At 61.5% G+C, this 21,997-nt stretch carries 18 protein-coding genes; 6 read left to right on the top strand and 12 right to left on the bottom strand.

Annotated elements, in window-relative coordinates; genetic code table 11:
- The first annotated feature begins 14 nt into the window (after window positions 1–14).
- From DevBK_RS15635 to DevBK_RS15615, 5 genes are all read left to right on the top strand, one after another.
- Window positions 15–419 (top strand): hypothetical protein, encoded by a 405-nt coding sequence (locus tag DevBK_RS15635; RefSeq protein WP_317186121.1) that lies wholly within the window; start codon window positions 15–17, stop codon window positions 417–419.
- A 182-nt stretch (window positions 420–601) separates the two neighbouring features.
- Window positions 602–1,789 (top strand): MFS transporter, encoded by a 1,188-nt coding sequence (locus tag DevBK_RS15630; protein ID WP_317186101.1) that lies wholly within the window; start codon window positions 602–604, stop codon window positions 1,787–1,789.
- On the top strand, window positions 1,789–3,222 hold the full coding sequence (locus DevBK_RS15625; protein WP_317186100.1) for a M81 family metallopeptidase: 1,434 nt from the start codon (window positions 1,789–1,791) through the stop codon (window positions 3,220–3,222). Before DevBK_RS15630 ends, DevBK_RS15625 begins: the two co-directional genes overlap by 1 nt.
- A gap of 64 nt (window positions 3,223–3,286) precedes the next feature.
- Window positions 3,287–4,066, top strand: a complete 780-nt coding sequence (locus DevBK_RS15620) for a DeoR/GlpR family DNA-binding transcription regulator (RefSeq protein WP_317186099.1) — start codon at window positions 3,287–3,289, stop codon at window positions 4,064–4,066.
- Window positions 4,063–4,806: a fumarylacetoacetate hydrolase family protein gene (locus DevBK_RS15615; RefSeq protein ID WP_317186098.1), complete on the top strand. Its 744-nt coding sequence runs from the start codon at window positions 4,063–4,065 to the stop codon at window positions 4,804–4,806. The genes DevBK_RS15620 and DevBK_RS15615 overlap by 4 nt, the downstream gene beginning before the upstream one ends.
- Before the next feature lie 30 nt (window positions 4,807–4,836).
- On the opposite strand, the gene DevBK_RS15610 is transcribed toward DevBK_RS15615, so the two are convergent.
- The 12 genes from DevBK_RS15610 to DevBK_RS15555 form a co-directional block, all read right to left on the bottom strand.
- The gene (locus DevBK_RS15610; RefSeq protein ID WP_317186097.1) at window positions 4,837–6,573 is read right to left on the bottom strand and encodes a hypothetical protein; all 1,737 of its coding nucleotides are present in this window, start codon (window positions 6,571–6,573) and stop codon (window positions 4,837–4,839) included.
- On the bottom strand, window positions 6,570–7,688 hold the full coding sequence (locus DevBK_RS15605; protein WP_061911696.1) for a chemotaxis response regulator protein-glutamate methylesterase: 1,119 nt from the start codon (window positions 7,686–7,688) through the stop codon (window positions 6,570–6,572). Before DevBK_RS15605 ends, DevBK_RS15610 begins: the two co-directional genes overlap by 4 nt.
- A 10-nt stretch (window positions 7,689–7,698) precedes the next feature.
- On the bottom strand, window positions 7,699–8,577 hold the full coding sequence (locus tag DevBK_RS15600; protein ID WP_061911695.1) for a CheR family methyltransferase: 879 nt from the start codon (window positions 8,575–8,577) through the stop codon (window positions 7,699–7,701).
- A 139-nt stretch (window positions 8,578–8,716) separates the two neighbouring features.
- A complete protein-coding gene (locus DevBK_RS15595; protein ID WP_061911694.1) occupies window positions 8,717–9,178 on the bottom strand; it encodes a chemotaxis protein CheW in 462 nt (153 codons plus the stop codon).
- Between the two features lie 11 nt (window positions 9,179–9,189).
- Window positions 9,190–10,986, bottom strand: coding sequence for a methyl-accepting chemotaxis protein (locus DevBK_RS15590; protein WP_317186096.1), 1,797 nt, complete (start codon window positions 10,984–10,986; stop codon window positions 9,190–9,192).
- 144 nt (window positions 10,987–11,130) lie between these two features.
- Window positions 11,131–13,458, bottom strand: coding sequence for a methyl-accepting chemotaxis protein (locus DevBK_RS15585; RefSeq protein WP_317186095.1), 2,328 nt, complete (start codon window positions 13,456–13,458; stop codon window positions 11,131–11,133).
- A gap of 106 nt (window positions 13,459–13,564) precedes the next feature.
- Window positions 13,565–15,646, bottom strand: coding sequence for a methyl-accepting chemotaxis protein (locus tag DevBK_RS15580; RefSeq protein ID WP_317186094.1), 2,082 nt, complete (start codon window positions 15,644–15,646; stop codon window positions 13,565–13,567).
- A complete protein-coding gene (locus DevBK_RS15575) occupies window positions 15,643–16,140 on the bottom strand; it encodes a chemotaxis protein CheW (protein WP_061911690.1) in 498 nt (165 codons plus the stop codon). Before DevBK_RS15575 ends, DevBK_RS15580 begins: the two co-directional genes overlap by 4 nt.
- Complete coding sequence (locus DevBK_RS15570) at window positions 16,137–18,212, bottom strand: chemotaxis protein CheA (RefSeq protein WP_317186093.1); 2,076 nt, start codon at window positions 18,210–18,212, stop codon at window positions 16,137–16,139. Before DevBK_RS15570 ends, DevBK_RS15575 begins: the two co-directional genes overlap by 4 nt.
- Window positions 18,209–18,577, bottom strand: coding sequence for a response regulator (locus DevBK_RS15565; protein ID WP_062628882.1), 369 nt, complete (start codon window positions 18,575–18,577; stop codon window positions 18,209–18,211). The genes DevBK_RS15570 and DevBK_RS15565 overlap by 4 nt, the downstream gene beginning before the upstream one ends.
- Window positions 18,578–18,596: 19 nt before the next feature.
- On the bottom strand, window positions 18,597–18,908 hold the full coding sequence (locus DevBK_RS15560) for an STAS domain-containing protein (RefSeq protein ID WP_061911687.1): 312 nt from the start codon (window positions 18,906–18,908) through the stop codon (window positions 18,597–18,599).
- A 601-nt stretch (window positions 18,909–19,509) separates the two neighbouring features.
- Window positions 19,510–20,559, bottom strand: a complete 1,050-nt coding sequence (locus DevBK_RS15555; protein WP_244483873.1) for a LacI family transcriptional regulator — start codon at window positions 20,557–20,559, stop codon at window positions 19,510–19,512.
- A 302-nt stretch (window positions 20,560–20,861) separates the two neighbouring features.
- On the opposite strand from DevBK_RS15555, the gene DevBK_RS15550 reads away from it, so the two are divergent.
- Window positions 20,862–21,962: a Gfo/Idh/MocA family oxidoreductase gene (locus tag DevBK_RS15550; RefSeq protein WP_317186092.1), complete on the top strand. Its 1,101-nt coding sequence runs from the start codon at window positions 20,862–20,864 to the stop codon at window positions 21,960–21,962.
- The last annotated feature ends 35 nt before the right edge of the window (window positions 21,963–21,997 follow it).

Below are 21,997 nucleotides of genomic sequence, written 5' to 3'. Positions count from 1 at the left end.
ACGTTCTTCGCGATATCCAGACCGATTGTGGTAACTTCCGACATGGGCGCCTCCTCAAGTGGTGTGTTCACACCTCCACTTTGGCACATCGATGCCGCCGGGGGGGCGTCCACCCCATCACCCTTGCCGACTATCGTGACGAGTGGCTGCGCCAAGCGCGTGAGGGCCAGGCCCAATCCTATGCCGAGGATGTCGAAGCCGGCATTCACCGCGCGACGAGCCTGACCGCAATCGAAATCACCGACACCCGCGCGATTGCGCACAAGAAGTTCAACGGCGAAATCAAACTAAGCGACGGCGGCACCGATCGCCTCAACTGGCAAACCCTCTACTTCTGCCGCAAGGTCGAGGGCCAGTGGAAGCTCACCGGGTTTGTGGGCTATCTGCCCTATCCGATGGGCTTGCCGACGTCCCGCTAGGGCAAATCGCTCCAGTGGAGCGATTTGAGGCGGCAAGGCCATGAGAGCTATGCTCGAATGGCGGGGCGGCCCCCATCTTCCGGCCCCTTCTATTCCTCGCCCCCTCGGGGAGAGGGTGGATCGGGCAAAGCCCGAGACGGGTGAGGGGGATGCAGCGGCAAATACAGTGAATGGCAGGGAACATGCTCAACTTCACCCCACAGCGCCTGACCATGCAGGCCTTCTTCCTCCAGCCCGTCGCGTTCGGCTCCTGGCTGCCGCGCATCCCGGAAATCCAGGCGAGCCTGGACCTCGGTCCCGCAGGCCTCGCACTCGCGCTTCTCGGCATGCCCTGCGGCACGCTGATCACCCTGCCCTTTGCCGGTCCGCTCGTTGCCAAGATCGGCGCCCGCGCCGCCATCTTCTGGGGCTTTGTTTTCTATTCCGCCGCCGTCAGCCTGCCGGTCCTCGCGCCGCACCCGATCCTCCTCTTCATCGCGCTGATGCTGGCCGGCTCCGCTATTTCCTTCGTCGAACTCGGGCTCAACGTGCAGGCCGATCTCGTCGAAAAATCGAGCGGCAAGCTGATCATGAATACCTCGCACGGCTGCTGGTCGCTGGGGATCATGGCCGGTAGCCTCATCGGCTCTGGCTTTGCCGCCATCGGCCTTGCCCCGCAAAGCGCCGTGCCGCTCCTTGCCGCCGTGGTCCTCCCCATCGCGCTCGCCACTGCGACCGCCCTGCCAAAACTTCATGACGCGCCCGCAGAAGGCCAGACGCAAAAATCCGCCTGGTCGCTGCCAAGCCCAGCCTTGATCGGCATCTGTCTTTTTGTCTTCGGCATCACCATGACCGAGGGCGCGATGGCCGATTGGTCCGCCATTTTCCTCCGCGATGCCCTTTCGGCCGAAGGCGGGCTCGTCGGCCTCGGCTATTCGCTCTTCGCCTTCATGGTGGCCGCCGGCCGCTTTGGCGGCGATTTTCTCAAGCGCCGGTTCGGCGCCGTCGGCACGGCCCGCCTCTGCGGCGCCCTCGCGGTTCTTGGCGGTATTTTGCTGTTTTTCGCACCGGGGGTCGAACTGGCACTGCTTGGCTTTGGCGTTATCGGCATCGGCGTTTCCGTCGGCTTCCCGCTCGCCGTCACAGCCGCTGCTGGGCTCGGCGATCGTGCTGCCTCCGCCAATGTCGCTGTTCTCTCTTTCGTCGCCCTCACCGGATTTCTCATCGGCCCGCCGCTGATCGGCTTTGTCGCCGAACATGCCGGCATTCGCATCGGCATTGCCTGCGTCGTGCCCTTCCTCCTCCTCAGCCTCTTGCTCACCGGCCGCCTCGTGCCCAAGCCGGTCAAAAGCACCCATAATCCCGAAGCCGAAGTTCCAGGAGTGCTCTGATGCGCATTGCCGTTGCCGGTCTCCACACCGAATGTTCAACTTATAATCCCGTCATCGCGCGCGAAGCCGATTTTCGCGTGCTGCGCAGCCCCGCCATGCTGCGCGATCAATATTTTGATTTCCTGACGCATTTCCCGGCCGAATTCATCACCATACTCCACGCCCGCGCCATTGCCGGAGGGGCCGTAGAACGCGCGCTCTATGACAAGTGGAAGGCCGAGATTCTCGATGGCATTCGCGCCGCCCTGCCACTCGATGGCGTCTATCTCGCCATGCATGGCGCCATGTTCGTCGACGGCATGTTCGATGCCGAAGGCGATTTCATCGCTGCCGTGCGCGACCTCGTCGGCCCCGACGTCGTGATCGCCGCGAGCTACGATCTCCACGGCAATGTCAGCCAGAAAATCGTCGATGGGCTCGATATCTTTTCGACCTATCGGACCGCGCCCCATATCGACGTGCCCGACACCATGCGCCGCGCCGTCACCATGCTGGTCCGGGCGCTCCGCACTGGCGTCCGCCCAAAGCTCGCCTGGGCGCCCGTTCCCGTTCTCCTCCCCGGCGAACGCACCTCCACCCAGGACGAACCGGCCAAAAGCTTTTACACCCAACTCCACGAGATCGAAGAACCGACCGGCATCTGGGACGCCTCCTTCCAGGTCGGCTATGTCTGGGCCGACGAGCCCCGCGCGACCGCCTGCGCCGTTATCACCGGCACTGATAAGGCCACAATGGAAGCGGCCGCGACAAAGCTGGCCCAGGATTATTGGGACGTGCGCGAAAAGTTCGTCTTCGGCATGGAGACCGGCTCGATAGAGGATTGCGTCGATCGAGCCATTGCCAGCACTACCTACCCCGTCGTCCTCGCCGAGTCTGGCGATAATCCGACGGGCGGCGGCGTCGGCGACCGCGCCGAAGTTTTAGCCGCCCTCATCGCCAAGAACGCCCGGGGCGTCATCTTTGCCGGCATTGCCGATCGCGCCGCCACCGAAGCCGCCTATGCAGCCGGTGTCGGCGCCACCCTGCCGCTCCATATCGGCGCCAGCCTCGACCCGTCTTCGACTCCAGTCGATGTGTCAGCCGAAGTAGTCTTCCTCCTGGAAACCGAAAACCCGCTCTATCGCGAAGCTGTGGTCCGCATCGGCGGCATCGACCTCGTGCTCACCGCCCGCCGCCGCCCCTTCCACAATATCCTCGATTTCACCAAGCTCGGCCTCGATCCGCATGGCGCAAAGATCATCGCGGTGAAATCGGGCTATCTCTCACCCGAACTCGGCCCCATCGCCAATCCCGGGATCATGGCCCTCTCACCCGGTGTCGTCGACCAGTTCGTCGAGCGCACCACCCGCAACCACACCCCGCGCCCCAGCTTCCCCTTCGATCGCGATTTCACTTTCGTGCCCCAGGTGAAGTGGTCGGCGCTTGCCAAGTAGTCCTGCGCCCTTCCCCCAGCCCCCGCTTTCGTTTACTCACGAAACGAAAGCCAAGGGCACATTTATGAACCCCCAGATGCGACAGGCCCAGATCGTCGAACTCGCCCGGCAAAAGGGCGGGGTCACGGTCGAGCAACTGGTCGAAGCCTTCGACGTCACGCCCCAGACCATTCGTAAGGATCTCAATATCCTCTGCGATCGCGGTGCGCTCAAACGCACGCATGGCGGGGCCATGCACCCCTCGGGCGTCGAAAATGTCGAATATGAAGCGCGCCGCCAGATCGCGACGGAAGAAAAGCAGGCCATCGGCCGCGCCGCTGCCGCGCTCATCCCCAACGATGCTTCTCTCTTCATCAATATCGGCACAACGACCGAGGCGGTCAGCCAGGCGCTCGCCGAGCATCGCGGCCTCATGGTCATCACCAATAATATCAACGTCGCCAACCGCCTCCGCACCGTGCCCTCGATGGAAGTCGTCATCGCCGGCGGTGTCGTGCGCCCGTCCGATGGCGGTATCGTCGGCGAGGCGGCCGTCGATTTCATCCGTCAGTTCAAGGTCGATTTCGCCGTCATCGGTGTTTCGGCCATCGATGCTGATGGCGCGCTGCTCGATTTCGATTTTCGCGAGGTCAAGGTCGCCCAGGCGATCATCGCCAATGCGCGCCATGTCATCCTCGTCTCCGATTCCAGCAAATTCGACCGCACTGCCCCCGTCCGTATCGGCCATCTCTCCCAGGCCCATACGTTCATCACCGATTTTTGCCCGCACGACTCCATCCGCACGCTTTGCGCGGATGCCGAAATCCGCCTGATCGAAACCAGAAGCGAAAGCCCCTCTCCATGACCGACCGTCTCGACGCCCTGAGCCAAGCCCTGATTTCCGCTCACGATGGCGGTGCGCCAGTCGGCCCGGTCGCGGCCGAAGACGTGCCTGCCGATATGGCGGCGGTCTATGCGCTCCAAAACAAGATCATGGCCGGCATCGGTCCCTCGGGCGGCTGGAAAATCCTCGCCGGCGGCGAGGGCGAACCCATCTGCTCACCCATCCCCGCCAATCGTTACTTTGAAAACGGCGCCACGCTTGATGCGGCAAAGCACCGTTTCATCATCGCCGAAGTCGAAGTCGCGGTGAAACTGGGCGCCGATCTTACCGGCACTGTGAATGCCGAAACTGCCCATGCCGCCATCGCCTCGGTGCATCCGGCGCTCGAGTTCGTCGGCAATCCCTTCGTCGATCGCGATGCCACCCCGCGCAACCTGCAGCTCGGCGATCTCCAAAGCAATGGCGCGGTCGTCGTCGGTCCGGCCATTTCGGGCGATATCCAGTCGGCAGTCCAGACACTTGCCGTGTCGCTGAGCTACGATAGCGCTGTCTCAAAGAGCGTCGAAACCGGCGCCAACTGGTCCGACATTCTCGCCGCTCTCGTCTGGCTCGCCCCCCACGCCGAAAAGCGCGGCTATCCGCTTCGCGCTGGCCAAGTCATCATTACCGGCGCCCGCGTCGCAACGCCCATGGGCTATGCCAAGCAGGTCGAAGGCTCGTTCGGTGCCTGGGGCAAAGTCTCGGCCACCTGCACCCGCTAAAGAAAAGGCCCGCCGAAGCGGGCCTTTTTTTCAGAACATCAGGGCGTCGAGGTCCATGTCGTCATTGGCGGCATCCTCGACCTCCACGGCCGGCGCGGCATTGCCAAAGAGCCGGTTGTGGATTTGGCGCTCGCCTTCCATCGTATAGGTTTTGCGAAGGCCCTCGAGCGTCGGCGCCAGCGCCTCAGAGATCGGGTCGGGCATGGGGTCGGTCGAAAGCCCGGCAATTTGCAGCGCAATGTCGTCCATGGTCTCGGCAAGCCGCGATTGACCGTCGATCCCCTTGGCCGCTGCCTGGAGCAGGCTGATAACCTTTGGACCATCGGCATTGAGGCTCGCCGACGCGACCGAGAGCCGCTCGTCAAGGCCGGTGAGCAGCGTCATCGCGTGGTTGGCCAACTGTTCGAGACGTCCGATCTGGCCCGCATTTTCGCCGCCTGCGGCCTCGACGAAGGCACCAGCCAAAGCCGAGGCTTCATCGAGCCGGGTCATCGCAGCCTCTGCAGCCACGACGGTCTCGGTGGTCAGTTCGCGCAACTGCGCTGCAATCACGGTCAGCGACGCGCCACGCGGCCCAAGCTGGGCACAGCGCACCGCAGCGTTCAAGCTGACAAGGCGCATATTGGATTCGATTTCCTGCACCGCCGCCACATGGCCGAGCAGCACGGAAACGGTCTGCTGCACCGCGGCGGCGAGCGCTTCGAGCTTGTTGCGCTCGGTTTCGCAGTCCCGCAAAATCGCGGCGGCCTCGCGTAGTTGCGCACTCAATGTCGAGAGCGCCGAAGCGTCGCCGCCCTTGCCGCCATAGAGATTGCGGCTCGCCGTCATGATGGTGCTGGCATCGATCGCCAGCGCCTGCAGCGCGCCTTCCGCTTCGCCCACTTCATCGGCAAAGCTCGACGCCGTGGCGCGCAATTGTTCCTGTTCCAGCGTCGACAACGCCGCCAGAGCCTCCGCCGTCACAGCGTCATCCAGCACTGCGCCATCGACCGGCTTACCCGCCATAATATCGGCGAGGCAATCGAGCCCGGTTTCGATATGTTCGAGCCGCTGACGCGTCGAGTCACCGACCTGCAATGCCATGACGGCGCTACCGATCCGCCCGACGATCTGGCGCGAGACACGGCCGGTTTCGGCGCTGCCTTCGACCGCAGTCAACCGCTGCCGATCGAGCGCTTCGAGCGTCTCGTCAAGCTGCTGGGCCAATTCGGTCAGCGTATGGGCATGCGCCTTGTCGAAGCGTTCGCGCTGGCTTGCCGCCCGATCGACCTCCGCCGTCAACTGCCGGTAGACCTGGCTGAATTCGTGGATCGTCGTATGCGCCGAGTTGGAGAGCGTGGCGATATCGGTGGTGAAAACATCGAAATCGTCGCTGTCCCCGATAATGCCCGCCGCCGTGACGCGCGCATTGATCGAGACGATGCCGATCATCTTGACCGTACGGCGCAATTCGTTGATCGGCCCATTGGCCGCCGACACCACCTCGACGAGCCGGTTGAGATTGGCTTTTTCCTTGCCAAAGTCTTCGGTCAGTTGCCGCGCCGTGCTGGCGACGGAGCGCAACTGGCTGCTGGCCTCGCTGACTTCCTCGCCCTGCAAGGCTGCCGGCAACGCCTCGAACAGGCGAGTGAGCTTGTTGAGCATCATGGCGCCTTCGCTGAGGCGCGCGCCGACGGAAACGAAGGATTCTTCGATATCCTGCCGCGGCTTGGCGACGGCGGCGGAAAGGGCGGAAACGGTGCTGGCTTGGGTCTTGTTCTTGATCATGCCGGGCCTCCTGTAGATTTGTTGCCATTGCGGCCAAAGGCATTGATTTCGCCGGCCATGCGCGAGAGCGGCAAGACGCGCACCGCGGCCCCGCGCTGGATGGCTTCCTTGGGCATGCCGAAGACGACGCTGCTTTCTTCGTCCTGTGCAACCGTCGGGCTGCCCATCTGCCGCATTTCGAGGAGCCCTCTCGCGCCATCGTCGCCCATACCGGTCAGCAGCATGCCGAGCGCATTGCGACCAGCCGCCTGCGCCGTCGAGCGGAACAGCACATCGACGGACGGCCGATGGCGCGACACATGCGGCCCTTCGACGATTTTCACCGTGTAGCGCAAGCCGTTGCGCACGAGTTGCATATGCACATTGCCCGGCGCGATCAGCGCCCGCCCGGCCATGACCAGATCGCCATCTTCCGCTTCCTTGACGGCAATGGCGCAGGTAGAATCGAGCCGGCGCGCAAAGGCGCCCGTGAATTTCTCCGGCATATGCTGGACGATGAGGATAGCGGGGCTATTTTCGGGCAGGGCTTCTAGCACTTCGCGCAAAGCTTCGGTTCCGCCTGTCGAGGCGCCAATCGAGATAATCGGCTCGGTCACCGGCATGCGGGCAATCAGACTTTCGCGGCGTGTATCCGAAATCGGCGGAATGATCGCGTCGGCATTGAGCTTGGCTTCGACCTTGAGTTCCGGCGCCGCCTTCTTGAGGCCTTTGAGCTTGGCATGAGCCGCAGCCTTGGCCGCATCGCAAATGCGCATGCGCGATTCTTGCAGGAATTGCGCCGTGTCGATGCGCGGCTTGGTCACGACATCGACCGCGCCGGCCTCAAGACACTGCATCAGCGTGTCCGAGCCCGCCTGGGCCGCGCCCGAGCAGATGACGACCGGGATAGGCCGCTGCGACATAATCTTGCGCAGGAAGGTCAGGCCGTCCATGCGCGGCATTTCGACGTCGAGAAAGATCACATCCGGAATTTCATGCCGGATTTTCTCCACCGCGACATAGGGGTCGGCGGCCGTCGCCATGACCTCGAGGTCCGGATCGGCAGAGATGATCTCGCTCAGCGTCGTACGCACCGAAGCGCTATCATCCACGATGAGAACGCGGATCTTGCTCATGACTTTTGGCTCACGCTCGCTGGAATACGGCAGGCGCAACCTGCCGCACTGGAATTGACGTGCCGACCATGGACTCGGAATGACCAAGAAGTAGATAACCGCCGGGCCTTAAATGGTTGACCAGCCGGCTGATCACCTTGGCCTGGTCTGCCTTGTCGAAATAGATCAGCACATTGCGCAGCAAGATGATGTCGACGTCCCGATCGAAGGGATATTTTTCGTCCATCAGGTTGAGCCGGTGAAATTGCACCAGCTTGCGCAGCTCAGGCACGATGCGAACATCCGGCCGGAGGCCGGGCTTCCGCGCCCACATCAGGTATTTGCCCTGCATCTGCTGGGGCACCGGCACGATCTGGTCAGCGGGATAGACCCCGCGCTGGCCCTGCGCCAACACATCGGTCGAAATATCGGTGCCAAGGATCGAGAAGCGGAAACCGCCGCTTTCCTTGACCATGTCGGCAAGCACCATGGCGCAGGTGAAGGCCTCGGCGCCGGTCGAAGCCGCCGCGCTCCACACCTTGACCATCGGATTGCGCTCGCCCGTGCGGGCGGCCAGCAATTCGGGGATCATCTTTGACCGCATCAGTTCGAAATGTTCCGGCTCGCGGAAAAAGTCGGTCTTGTTGGTCGTCACCACATTGATGAGATAGGTCAGTTCCGCAGCCATGCCATCGCCGCGGAAGATATGATCGCAATAGGCGTCAAAGGTCGGGATCTGCAGGGCGCGAAGGCGACGGCGCAGGCGCCCCTCGACCATCAGGCGCTTGGCCGGCGGCAGGCGGATGCCCACTTCATTGCCGATCAGCGTCGAAATCTTGCTGAAGTCGGCAACGCTGAGGTGGTCTTCGCCATCGGCTTCAACAATGGGGGCACGCGCTAATAAAGCCACTCTTGTCTCCCTGGCCGGTCCACGCTTTTGGCATGCGCCGGTCGTCCCAACTGCGCCCTTCTGGGCCAGAACTTGGGTGTGATGATCGTTCAGCCGCTCGATGCCTTCGTGGCGCCGAGCGGCAGGATGGTTTGTCGCCTCAGGCGGCCGACAGCGCTGCCGTCTCGCCGCCGAGGAGCTTGTCGAGATCGAGCACGGTGACAAACTGGCCGTTGCGACGGCCAATGCCCTCGATGCAGTGGTTCTGCCAGCGCGCATCGACGGCCGGCGGCGGATCGAGGCTTTCACTGTCGAGCACAGTCACCTCGAAGACCCGGTCGGCCCGCAGACCGAGCGTCACGGGACCGGAGGCGCTTTGGACGCAGAGAACGACGATGCGCGTCGTCTCCGTGTCGCCCGCCGGCTCCATCCCGAGCGTCAGGCGCAGGTCAAGCACCGGCACGCCCTGCCCGCGGACATCGATGATGCCGAGGAAGTTCTGCGGCGCCCGCGGCAGGCGGGAAATGGCCCGCATGTCGAGGATTTCCTGCACCTTGGTGACAGGTGCGGCGAAAAGTTCGTCCGCCACACCAAGAGTCACGAATTGATTGTGATCGGCCATCTTCCTCTTTCCTAAGCTACGCGGGTGTAATCCGCGTCCATGTCATCGTCACCGCCATCGAGCGAGAGATCGAAGCCGCCCCTATTGGCTTTGGGCTTGGCGCCGGACTTGTTCATATGCGGGGAGACAGAGAGCACCGCCGCCTTGATGTCGCGCTTGGCCGGCTTTGCCGCGAGATTGGCATTGGCCGCCCCGCCGAGGCGGAAGTAGCTGATCGCAGCCTGCAACTGCTCGGCCTGGCTCGCCAGTTCTTCTGCCGTCGAGGAAAGCTCCTCGGAGGCAGAGGTGTTCTGCTGGGTGACCTTGTCGAGCTGCTGGATCGCGGTATTGATCTGGGCTGCGCCGGCATTCTGTTCACGACTACCGGCCGTGATTTCTTCCACCAGTTCCGCCGTGCGCTGAATATCGGGCACGAGCTTGTTGAGCATGTCGCCCGCCGACTGGGCTGCCTTTACCGTAGTGCCGGAGAGCGTCGAGATTTCGGCCGCTGCAGCCTGGCTGCGTTCGGCAAGCTTGCGCACCTCGGAAGCGACCACCGCGAAGCCACGGCCATGTTCGCCGGCGCGTGCCGCTTCCACCGCCGCATTGAGCGCGAGAAGATCGGTCTGGCGCGCGATTTCCTGCACGACCATGATCTTTTCGGCGATCGTCTGCATGGCCGAGACAGCGTTGTTGACGGCATTGCCCGAAGCAATCGCGTCGGCAGCGGACTGGCGCGCGATCTTTTCGGTCTGCGACGCATTGTCGGCCGACTGCTTTATGGTCGAGGCCATTTCTTCCATCGACGCCGAGGCTTCTTCGGTGGACGAAGCCTGTTCCGTGGCGCCCTGGGAGAGCTGCTCGGCCGTTGCCGACATTTCCTGCGCACCGGCCGAAACATTGTTGGCCGAAGAAATCGCATCGGTGATCACGTCGCGCAGCTTTTCGACCATGCGTTCGAGCGCAATGCCGAGTGTGTCCTTATCCGACAGACGCTTGGGCTGGACCGTCAGGTCGCCATTGGCGATCTGGTCGGCGATGTTGGCCGAAGCGCGGAGATTGTCGGTCATCACGGTCAGCGAATTGGCGAGATCGCGGATCTCGTCATTGGCCTTGTGCTCGATCTTCTGGTTGAGATCGCCAATGCTGATGGCATCGGCAAGGCCAATCGCGCGGCGGAGGCCGGAGCTGATGGTCATCGAAATCCAGAAAGCGACGGCCAGCGACAGGATAAGCGTGAAGCCAGCCGCGACCAGTAGCAGCATGCTCGACGCATCGTATTGGGCGTTGGTCTCGCTATCCATCTGCGCCAAGGTCGTAGTGATCTGACCGTTGAGCTCATCTAGCAGGCTGATCATCTCGTCATTGATCTGGGCAGCCTGTCCCATGGAAAGGGCTGCTGCGCGCGAATTGCTTTCGGTTGTGTTCTGCTTGCCGAGCGCAACAATCTGGTCCTGCAGCGAAACCCACTTCGGCAAGACCGTGCGGAACTTGCCCGCAATCGACTGAACCGTCGTGTCCATGTCCTGCTCAAGGCTTGCCAGGATAGGCTCGACCTTGGCGCGTTGTGCCGTCACATCGTCGATATAGGACTGGATCTGGGTGGCGTCGGAATTGAGAATGACGTTCTTCTCGGCGCGAATCGCCATGAGAACCGCGTTCGCAAGATCGTTCGACTCTTTCAGATTTGCCGAAGGACCATCCACGATCTTGGTGATCGCGTTATTGAGCGACCCAAGATTTGAGATGGCAAACAACGCCATGGCGCCGGAGACCAGAATGACCGCAGCGAAGGCAAGTCCAAGCTTTAATTTGATCGTGAATCTCATTTGAGATTGTCCATCGTCCCCACGAACGCCTTCTGCGTCCGCACTATGGTTGTCGCCGGTACACACCGGCAGGTCTTTGTAGAGCCGGGCACATCGTCCGGCTCTTGATTGGGTAGGGGCTGCGCCTCACACAGCCCGATTTATTCAGGCAGCGCCGCGACGGGTGAATTCGCCGTCAAGGTCGTCGGACGCCCCATCGAGATCGAGATCGAAACCGCCCGAATTGAGCTTCGTGCGGGTCGATGCCGATCCCGTATTCATGTGTGGCGCGGACGCCATTACGGCCGAGCGCATGTCGCGCGGGCTGGTCTTCTTGGTCACGGCGTTGGCCTGCGCGGCCATGCCGGAATGGTTCAGCTTGAAGTAGCTGATCGCGGTCTGTAGCTGCTCGGACTGGCTCGCCAGTTCTTCTGCCGTCGAGGAAAGCTCCTCGGAGGCGGAGGTATTCTGCTGGGTGACCTTGTCGAGCTGCTGGATCGCGGTGTTGATCTGCGAGGCACCGGCATTCTGCTCGCGGCTACCAGCAGAGATTTCTTCCACGAGTTCCGCCGTGCGCTGGATATCGGGCACGAGCTTGTTGAGCATTTCGCCGGCCGACTGCGCTGCCTTCACCGTCGTCCCCGACAGGGTCGAGATTTCGGCAGCGGCAGCCTGGCTGCGTTCCGCGAGCTTGCGTACTTCGGAAGCGACCACTGCAAAGCCACGGCCATGTTCGCCGGCACGCGCCGCTTCGACGGCGGCGTTGAGCGCGAGAAGATCGGTCTGGCGCGCAATTTCCTGCACGACCATGATCTTCTGGGCGATGGTTTCCATCGCGCCCACAGCATTGGCCACCGCTTGGCCCGAAGCGATGGCGTCGGCAGCAGACTGACGGGCGATCTTCTCGGTCTGGGAGGCGTTGTCGGCCGATTGCTTGATCGTCGCTGCCATTTCTTCCATCGAGGCTGAAGCCTCTTCCGTGGACGAGGCCTGCTCGGTCGCGCCCTGGGAAAGCTGCTCTGCAGTCGCCGACATTTCCTGGGCACCAGCCGACACATTATTGGCCGAGTTGATGGCGTCGGAGATCACGTCCCGCAGTTTTTCGACCATTTGTTCGAGCGCGATGCCAAGCGTGTCCTTGTCCGAAAGACGGCGCGGCTCGACTGTGAGGTCACCACCGGCAATCTTTTCGGCAACAGCCGCCGAGGCGGCAAGACCATCCACCATGCGCTGCATGGACTGGCCCAAAACGTCCTTGTTCGAAAGCACCTTGGGCTTGGCGCTGAGATCGCCATAGGCCACCTGATCGACCACCGCGGCTGAAGCCCTGAGATTGTCGGTCATGACATTGACGGTATCGACGAGGTCCTTGATCTCGTCATTGCTCTTGATCTCGACGCGCTGGTCGAGATCGCCGATCGAGACGGCCGAGACCACCTGCTTGACCTTGTTGAGGCCGCGGGAGATGCCAAGAACGATAACGGTTGCCGCAATGCCTGCGATGAGCGCCGAGCCAATGAGAAGGCCAATGAGCAGGGTCAGGCTCGAGTTATAAAGCTGGTCGGCCTGAACGCTCGCCTCTTCCATCAACTCCTTGTTGCGCGCCAGCATATTGCCCAGTGTCTCACTGGCAGCGCGGCGAACTGTAGCCGCTTCTTCCGACTTCTGTTGTGCGAAATAGTCGCTTTTGGTGATGGCCATTTCGACCGCACTATCCATTGCGGTGACAAGCTCTGCGAAAGCCGCCTCTGCATTGGCAACGAGGGGTTGCTCAGCGGGCGACACGGTGCGCTGCAAATTGGGGAACAGCGTTCCGACTTCAGCGATGCCGGTCTTGTAGTCGTTGTACCATTCATCCTGCTTGGCAGGATTGGTCGCTGCCAGAAGCACGTTGCGCTGCTGTCTGAAAATGTCAGAGACGGCGAGGAAGGCCGAATTGGCGGCGGAATATGCAGAGAAGGCGCTGAGGTCGCCGGAAGACAGGCGTGTACCCGTGGCCCGGACAATCGCAGTCATGGCGTCTTCGGTTTTCGACAATGCGGGGCTACCCACAGTGGTCGTAATCTTGAATGCCTCGGTGTCGCTATTGGCGAGCGCAAACGTCTTGGTCGCCTCGAGAAGCGGCACATATTCTTCGAGCTGGGTATCGAACTGCTCGAGCAGTGCACGCACCTGCGTGTCTTTGACATTGGCTTCGAGGAAGTCTCGCTTTGCCGCGATCGCTGCCAGGCTCTTGTCGATCTGGTCGATATTGCCCTGCATCGTTTCGACGTCGTTCGCCATGATGGTGGCGCGCAAACGCGCCCCGACATTTTCGAGGCTGGTCTGCATCTCAGCCATGGCGACTGTGTTGGGGGATCGAACATCGACGATCAGGCTCAGAGAGTTATTCAACTGACCGAGGTTTTGTACGGCGATGAACATGCTGCCGGCAGACAAAGCGACGATCGTCGCAAAAGTGGCCGCGAGCTTGGCCTTGATAGTAAGTCGCATTCTAGAGCCTCTTCTAGGCAGGGGTTGAGCGTCGCTTCGCGGCGGTCGGGGGGAAGGATGCCGCGCTGTCCATCGCGGCATCCCGAGGTTCAGGGCAGGCTAGGCTTCACGCAGCGCTGCGGCGGGAGAATTCGCCGTCGAGGTCGTCCATGCCGCCTTCGAGATCGAGGTCGAACCCACCGGCATTGGGCTTAGCGCGGTTGGTGGCGCTCATGTGTGGAGCGGAAGCCATAACGGCCGAGCGAATATCGCGCTTGGCCGGCTTTCTCGACGGCGCCGAGAAGGCTGGTGCGTTGGCGGTATCGAGCCGGAAGTAGCTGATCGCGGATTGGAGCTGCTCGGCCTGGCTCGCCAGTTCTTCAGCCGTCGAGGACATTTCCTCGGCCGCCGACGTGTTCTGCTGGGTCACCTTATCGAGCTGCTGGATGGCCGTATTGATCTGCGAGGCACCGGCATTCTGCTCGCGGCTGCCGGCGGAGATTTCTTCCACGAGTTCTGCCGTGCGCTGGATATCGGGCACAAGCTTGCCGAGCATTTCGCCGGCAGACTGGGCAGCCTTGACGGTCGTGCCGGAGAGCGTCGAGATCTCTGCCGCTGCAGCCTGGCTGCGCTCTGCAAGCTTGCGCACTTCCGAAGCGACCACCGCAAAGCCACGGCCATGTTCGCCGGCACGAGCCGCTTCGACAGCAGCGTTGAGCGCCAGGAGATCGGTCTGGCGGGCGATTTCCTGCACCACCATGATCTTCTCGGCGATCGTCTGCATGGCCGAAACCGCATTGTTCACGGCTTCACCCGAAGCAATCGCATCGGCAGCGGACTGGCGGGCGATTTTCTCGGTCTGCGAAGCATTGTCGGCGGACTGCTTGATCGTAGCCGCCATTTCTTCCATCGACGCCGAAGCCTCTTCGGTGGACGAAGCCTGTTCGGTCGCGCCCTGGGAGAGCTGTTCGGCCGTTGCCGACATTTCCTGGCTGCCCGAAGCGACATTGCGGGTTGCAGACGTCACTTCCGCCACGACTTCGCGCAGCTTGGCGGCCATGGCATTGAGCGCCTTGATCAGGTCGCCCACTTCGTCGTCACCCTTGATCGATGCCGTAGCGTTGAGATCGCCGCCGGCGACATCATTGGCGAGCCGCACGGCGCTCGAAAGAGCACGCGAGATCGACACGACGATCCAGGTTGCCGCGATACCGGCGATAACGGCCGCGCCGATCATCAGCGCGATCAGCAGCATACGGCTCTGTTCGTAGAGCGAGATCGCGTCGGTATTGGCCTGCGCCATCTGCTCGCTGTTGAGATCGATTATGGCGTTGAGCGCATCGACCGAGACCAAGCGGGCTTCACGCGCACCACCATTGGCAAGCTCAGCAGCGAAATATTCGCCATTGGTCTGGGCGGTCGACTGTGCCTGGGCAACGCCATCGAGCCAGGATGTGATCTGCTGCTGATAGGTCGCAAAGGCTGTGCGTTCGGCGACAGGCAGGGAGCGGCCGAGCGTTTCGATCGCGCTCAGCAGCGTCTGCTTCTTTTCCATCAAAGCGTCGATATAGGTCTGCTGGCGCTGGGGCTGGTTCATGTTGAGAACCACGGTCCGAACTTCGCGCGAGATTTCCAGCATGGCGGTATCAAGCGACTTGAGCGCGCTGAACGTGCGGAAGTCGGCCATGTCGCCAGAGTTCAGAATATTGGATTCGAGCCGGGACTCGATGCCGCGCAGCGTTTCGAACGCGGCGCGCTGCGTTGCGCCTGCAGTTTCGATTTGCTCGCTCGCAACGATGTCCGAGTTGAGCCCGGCCAAGCGGTTCACTTCTGCATGCTGGGCGAGATAGTCCATCCAGGCATCGCTGAAGGCATCAACCCGCGGCTTGCCCGCGTCGCTCGAGAGATCGCGCAGTTTTGCGGTCTGCTCGGTGATGGCGGCCTTTTCCGTCTCGATCTGGCCGGCAAACTGCTGGAATGTCTCATTGTCGGAAGCAAGGATGAGGTTCTTCTCATCGCGAGCGACACGCAGCGTCCGGGCGTTGAGGTCGGCCGCGATCTGGATGCGCTCGACATTGCCGTCGACCATGGCTTCCATCGAGCTGCTGAGCGCGCCCAGGTTCTGGATACCCATGAACATGCCCACCGCAGAGGTGGCCACAACGGTGACGAATGTCGCCGCAAGTTTTGTCTTGATGGTCAATCTCATGCTGCAGACCTTTCTTCTGATGCTGCCGCGGACGGACTTCTGCCGCCCGGTGATTCAAAAATCTTTTCCATGTCTGGGATGATGATGAAGCCGCCATTGCGCTTGCCGATGCCCTTCACGAATTCAGGGCGCCAGCGCATGCCGACCTTGGGAGCCTCTTCGATCGAGGCCGTTTCGATGTCGGTGACGTCGTGCACCTTGTCGGCCAAAATGCCGGCAATGGTGGGCTCGCCGTCGATATCGACTTCCATGACCACGATGCGCGTATCGGCATCGGGCTCGGGCCGGTCCATGCCGAACATGACACGGAGATCGGCCAGCGGCACGATCGAGCCGCGGACATTGATCAGACCACCGACAAAGGCCGGGGCGCTCGGCACTTTGGTGATCGGCACGAGATCGAGGATTTCGCGGACCCGGCTCGCCTCGACGGCAAAGAGCTCGTCTTCGAGGCGAATGGTCAGCGCCGTCATATAGGACTGGTCGTCGCTCATGCGGCTCTCCCCAGGTTGCGGTCGACATAGGATTGGCCGGAGGCCACGAGATGGGCGGTGTCGAGGATCAGGGCCACCGAGCCGTCACCGAGAATGGTGGCGCCCGAGAAGGACTTGATGCCCGAATGGAGCTTGGAGAGCTGCTTGATGACGGTCTGGTTGTTGCCGATGATCTGATCGACGACGAGCCCGACACGGCCTTCGCCCGAGGAGACGATAACAACCTTCTGGTGCGCTTCGGCCTCGCCCTTGATCCCGAACACTTCGCGCAGGCGCAGATAGGGAACGAGCGACCCGCGGATATCGAGGAAGTTGCGGCCCTTGGCATTGGCTTCGATGCCTTCGGGCAGTTCCACGCATTCTTCGACCGCGGCAAGCGGGATGGTGTAACGGCCGTCGCCGACGCGAACCAACATGCCGTCGATGATGGCGAGGGTCAGCGGCAGGCGGAGGGTAAAGGTCGAGCCCTTGCCCTGAGTCGTTGTCACATCGATCGTGCCGCGCAGCCCGTCGATCGTCCGCTTGACCACGTCCATGCCGACGCCGCGGCCCGAAAGGGCGGTGACTTCCTTGGCCGTCGAGAAGCCAGGCGCAAAGATCAGGTGGTTAAGCTCCTGCTCGGTCAGCTTGGCATCGGGACCGATAAGTCCGTTTTCTTCGGCCTTGGCGCGAATGCGCTCATGGTTGAGGCCGGCGCCATCGTCGACCACCGAAATGGCGACTTCGGCACCCGAATAGACGGCCGAAAGGCGCACTGTCCCCTTGGGATCCTTGCCCGCCGCGACGCGCTTTTCCGCGCTTTCGAGACCATGGTCGACCGAATTGCGGATCAGGTGAACCAGCGGATCGGCGAGGCGCTCGATGACGGTCTTGTCGAGTTCGGTTTCTTCGCCGGTCGTGATGAATTCGATCTGCTTGCCAAGCTCGCCCGAGAGATCATGCACAAGGCGGCGGAAGCGCGAGAAGATCGTCCCAATCGGCACCATTCGGATGCCCATGGTCGTATCGCGGAGACCCGAAGACAGGCGCTCGAGTTCTTCGGCAATGGTTTTCAGCGAAAGATCGGCAGAACTCGCCGCGATCTGGCTGAGCCGCGCCTGAGCGATAACCAATTCACCGACGCGGTCCATCAATTCGTCGAGCCGTTCGGCCGGAACGCGAAGCGAGGTGGCTGCCGGCTTTTCGGCTTCGGCCTTTTCCGCAGGCTTGGCCTTCTTCACCGGCGCCGCGGCCTTGGCCACAGGCGCCGCTTCGACGACGGGCTCGGGCACATAGGGCGCCTCAGGCATCGCATCTTCGCTCGGTGCCGGTGCTGCCACGGTAACCGGTGCTGCCGCCGGTGCGCTGAGCGGGGTCAGCGTCAATTCCATATTGTCGCGGAGGAACAGGAACACATCGTCGATCGCGGCAGTTGGATCGTCCGAGGTCTCGATATCCACCTGCCAGCTGATATGGCTGACTTCGGGGTCGATGACGTCGAGATCGGGAATGCGATCGGTGAGCGCCAGGATCTCGATCGGCCCGATCCCGGCGAGTTCCTGCAAAAGCAGTTCGGGATTGGTGCCGTAGATCAGTGCGTCGGAAGGCAGCGAGAAAACCAGCCGCCAGCGTTTGGCGCTATCGGCCACGCTCGACACGGCAACCGCTGGCGCAGCAATTGGCGCCGCAAAAGTTTCGACAGGCGCCGGCGCTTCGACCTGGACACCATTCACGATCGCCCGGAGCGCAACGAGGATCTGTTCGCCACCCTCATTGGGCGCATCCGGATCTTCGATAAGAAGGTGGATATGGTCCTTGGCGTCGAGCGCCACGCCGATGAGAGCAGTATTGGCTTCGCTTTCGCCCTTGCGGACGCGGTCGAAGGCCGTCTCGAAATCATGGACGAATTCGGCAACGGCCGTGAACCCGAACATCGCGCCCGAGCCTTTGATCGTATGGAGGGCACGGAAGGTCGAATTGATCAGGTCGGAATTTGACGGATCCTGTTCCAGGTCCAGAAGGCCGGCCTCGAGCTGGTCGAGCAGCTCGCGCGCCTCCTGGCGGAAGGTCTCGGAGGGATCGGAAATGTTCATGCCCCTGTCACCTTCTTGATGACGGCCAGCAACTGGTCCTGCTTGAAGGGTTTGACGATCCAGCCGGTGGCGCCGGCTTCCTTGGCCTGGCGCTTGAGTTCCTCGTCGGACTCGGTCGTCAGCAGGATGATCGGTATGCCCTTGCTCGAGGGGTGCTGGCGATATTTGCGGATGAATTCGATGCCGTTGAGGACCGGCATGTTGAGGTCGGTGATAACGGCATGAACCGTATTGGTCGTCGCCTTGTCATAGCCATCCTGGCCATTGACAGCCTCGATGACGTCGAGACCCGCCGAGGTCAGCGTCATGGCGACCATCTGACGGATGGAAGCGGAATCGTCGATTGTCAGAATTGTCTTGGTCATGCCGTCAAGTCCCGTGGGATTAAGAGTGTTCGGTCCAGAAGGACGCTGCCGGCTGGGCCGGGTTCATGAACCCCGCGCCGTCGAGAACGGCCTGCAGCTTTGGGCCTGGAGTGCCCTTGAGAGTGAAGGATTTGCCCAGCGCCTGGGCCTTGTTGCGCGCCGCGAGAAGCGACTGCACGGTCGTGACATCGGCCTGGCCGATGGCGCTCGTGTCCACTGCGATTGCAGCGTGCTCGGCAATGGCCGATTTGAGCTGGCCGAGAAAATCCTGGGCCGATTTGACCGAGAGATCGCCGGTCAATGCGAGCGTGAAGGTGCTATTCCCGGTCATGCCAAAAACCGGGCTGGGTAGTTGATCCGCGATGTCATAATGCTCTCAGGCTTTGGGTCGTTAACAACCGATGAACGGTATGAAGTAATCAGGCGACGAGCGGTCGTCCGGCTAGATGTCTGACTATGCTCGAAGCCGTATTCCCATCCGGCCTGACACTGATAATTTCATGGATGACTTAATCATTGGTTACATGACCAAGTTTTTTACCAGTCTAGATCACCAATTCTTAGTATAACTTCCGAGTTAATACATGAGTCTCGCTAGAGTAACCCATGAATCGATTCAGAGTCCAAAGGGGAGGAGCGTGAATCCGGGCAAATAGACTCTGTGCTGATTCAGAGTCCCAGCTTTGCCAATATTATTTGATTCAACGCAGCTAATGCAGTCTTGACGCAAATGGGGGCCTAAAACCGCTCTCCGAGCGGCTCTTGGCCGCCGCCAAATAAGGCAAAGTGACTGCCTTTATTCTGCCTAAATGTAAAACCGCATTTGGGACGTGTCAGAGCAAAACGCATCGAAAACGGCAAAAATGACCGCTCTCAAAGGTTTGCGCTCATTCGCGCAAAAAGCTGAACCCTTTTAGCAAGGCAGATTCGGATCAGCCTTGGGGCCAGTCGTAATGCGGTTTTGCGAGGTAGGTGAGATCGTCTGCGTCCCCGGCAATACGGCGGAGAAGTAACTCACCGAGATGCCGGCCAGCGGCTACGAAATCCTCGGCCACTGTTTCCGCTGCGGGCTGGAACTGCATGAACATCGAGGACGACTGCTTGGTCACGACATGCGCCGTCTTGCCCACAACAAGACCTGCTTCATTGAGCCCACCAATAATAGCAAGAGCCGAGACTTCGGAGGCGCAGATATAACCATCCGGGCCATCGGGGCGCTTCGAGCGCTTGATGACATAGTTGCGGATCGCATCGGTGGGGCTGCTGAGATTGACGTCCGCGGCAAACTCGAAGGCAATTCCCGCTTCGCGCGCGCCGCGCTCCACCCCGGCTTTCAAATGCCCGGTATAGGTCAGCGCACTATCGGGCAGCACGATCGACACCTTCTTGCAGCCGAGCGCCGCAAGGCGCAGCGTTGCGTGATAGGCATAGTCTTCATTGTCAAAATCGACGAAGGGATGAGCTTCGGGCCATTGGCTGCGACCATGGCTGACGAATGGAAAGTCATTGTCGAGCAAAAAGCGGATGCGCTCGTCAAAGGCTTCGGCTTTCGAGAAGATGACACCATCAGCCATGCGATTGCGCACGATATGCCGGATCGGCTCGATCGGCTGCATGTTGCGGAACAGCGGCGTGATGACGAGGTGATAGGCGGTGTCGCGCAGCGTCTCAGTAATCCCTGTCACGAGCGACGTACCGAAGCCATAGATCTGTTCGTCCGGCTCGAGCACCAGCGAAATCACATTGGTGCGGCCGGTCTTGAGGCGGAGAGCCGCGCGATCCGGCAGATAGCCGATTTCGGCCGCGATGCGCTGCACGCGGTCCCGCGTTTCCTGGGCCAGTTCCGGCGCATTATTGAGCGCGCGCGAGATGGTGGTCACCGCAAGGCCCGTCATCTGGGCAATCGTTTTCAGCGTGGGCTTGCCGGATGGTTTTACACCGCGCTTGGCGCGAGCGTTGGCCGGCACTTCGTCTTGCGACACGTTTATCCCCTCACCCGTCCACATGGGGACGACACCAAGGCCGAAACAACACCAGATTGGGCAAGATAGATCAAGAAAAAGCGCGTATCCGCGGGCTCATCCCGATGGCATTCGGCCGGAAAACCGTCAAATACCCGGTCGAACACGGTCTGGACTATTCTGACGTACGTATGTCACCATACCATACAAGAATCTGACCCTGCTGTGCGCCGCCTTTTGCCGCCACCGCAGAAGTGGTTCGGGATGCTGCCAAAGGCAGTGGGAGTTAAGGATCGTGCTTTGGCACGGCGTGAGGAGACAAGATGCGCAAGGTTGGCATCGGCATTATCGGCTTGGGCAATATTTCAGCGGCTTATCTGAAGGCCGCCAAGGATTTTCCGGTTCTCGACATCAGGGCCGTGGCGGATCTCAACCCTGCGGCGGCCAAGGCCCGCGCCGATGAATTCGGCCTCAAGGCAGTGACCATCGACGAGATCTTTGCCGATCCCGAAATCGAGATCATCCTCAATCTCACTATCCCCAAGGCGCATGTCGAGGTCGGCCTCCGCGCCATCGAGGCCGGCAAGCACGTTTACTCGGAAAAGCCGCTCGGCGTCGTCTTTGCCGAAGGCAAGAAGCTCGTCGAAGCCGCCCGCGCCAAAAATCTCCGCGTCGGCTCCGCCCCCGATACCTTCCTTGGCGGCGCCCACCAAACGGCGCGTCGCGTCGTCGATGAGGGCAAGCTGGGCCAGGCGGTTGGCGGCACCGCCTATTTCATGTGCCCCGGCCACGAGCGCTGGCATCCTAATCCCGCCTTCTATTATGAAGAAGGCGGCGGCCCCATGCTCGATATGGGCCCCTATTACATCACCGATCTCGTCAATCTCCTCGGACCCGTCGCCAAGGTGTCCGGCTTCGGCACCATGCTGCGCAACACGCGCACTATTACCTCCGAGGCGCGCAATGGCGAAGTCATCCCGGTTCATGTCCTGACCCATGTCTCAGGCACGCTGGTCTTTGCCAATGGCGCCGTCGTCCAGATCTCGATGAGCTTTGACGTTGCCGGCCACAAGCACGTGCCGCTCGAGATCTACGGCACCGACGCGACCCTCATCGTCCCCGATCCCAACAATTTCGGCGGTCAGGTCGAGCTCATGGAAAAGGGCGGCCAGTGGACCAATGTCGACACCGACCAACCCTATGCCGACGGCAATTACCGCTCCATCGGTCTCGCCGACATGGCCCACGCCATCGTCGAAAACCGCCCGCACCGCGCCAATGGCGACCTCGCCTTGCACGTGCTCGAAGTGATGGAAGCCTTCGAAACCTCTTCGCGCACGGGTCAGGTCGTTGAGATCACAACGCCCGTCACCCGTCCGGCGCCACTCGCGACCTCGCTCGTCGATGGGAAACTGGGGCGATAAAACCAGCGCTCCGCCTTATCCTTCCTTCAGCCCTC

This window comes from Devosia sp. BK, from assembly GCF_032907385.1.
Classification (GTDB): Bacteria; Pseudomonadota; Alphaproteobacteria; order Rhizobiales; family Devosiaceae; genus Devosia.
Note: the sequence above shows the minus strand (reverse complement) of the source record. Positions and strands in the feature narration are given on the sequence as shown.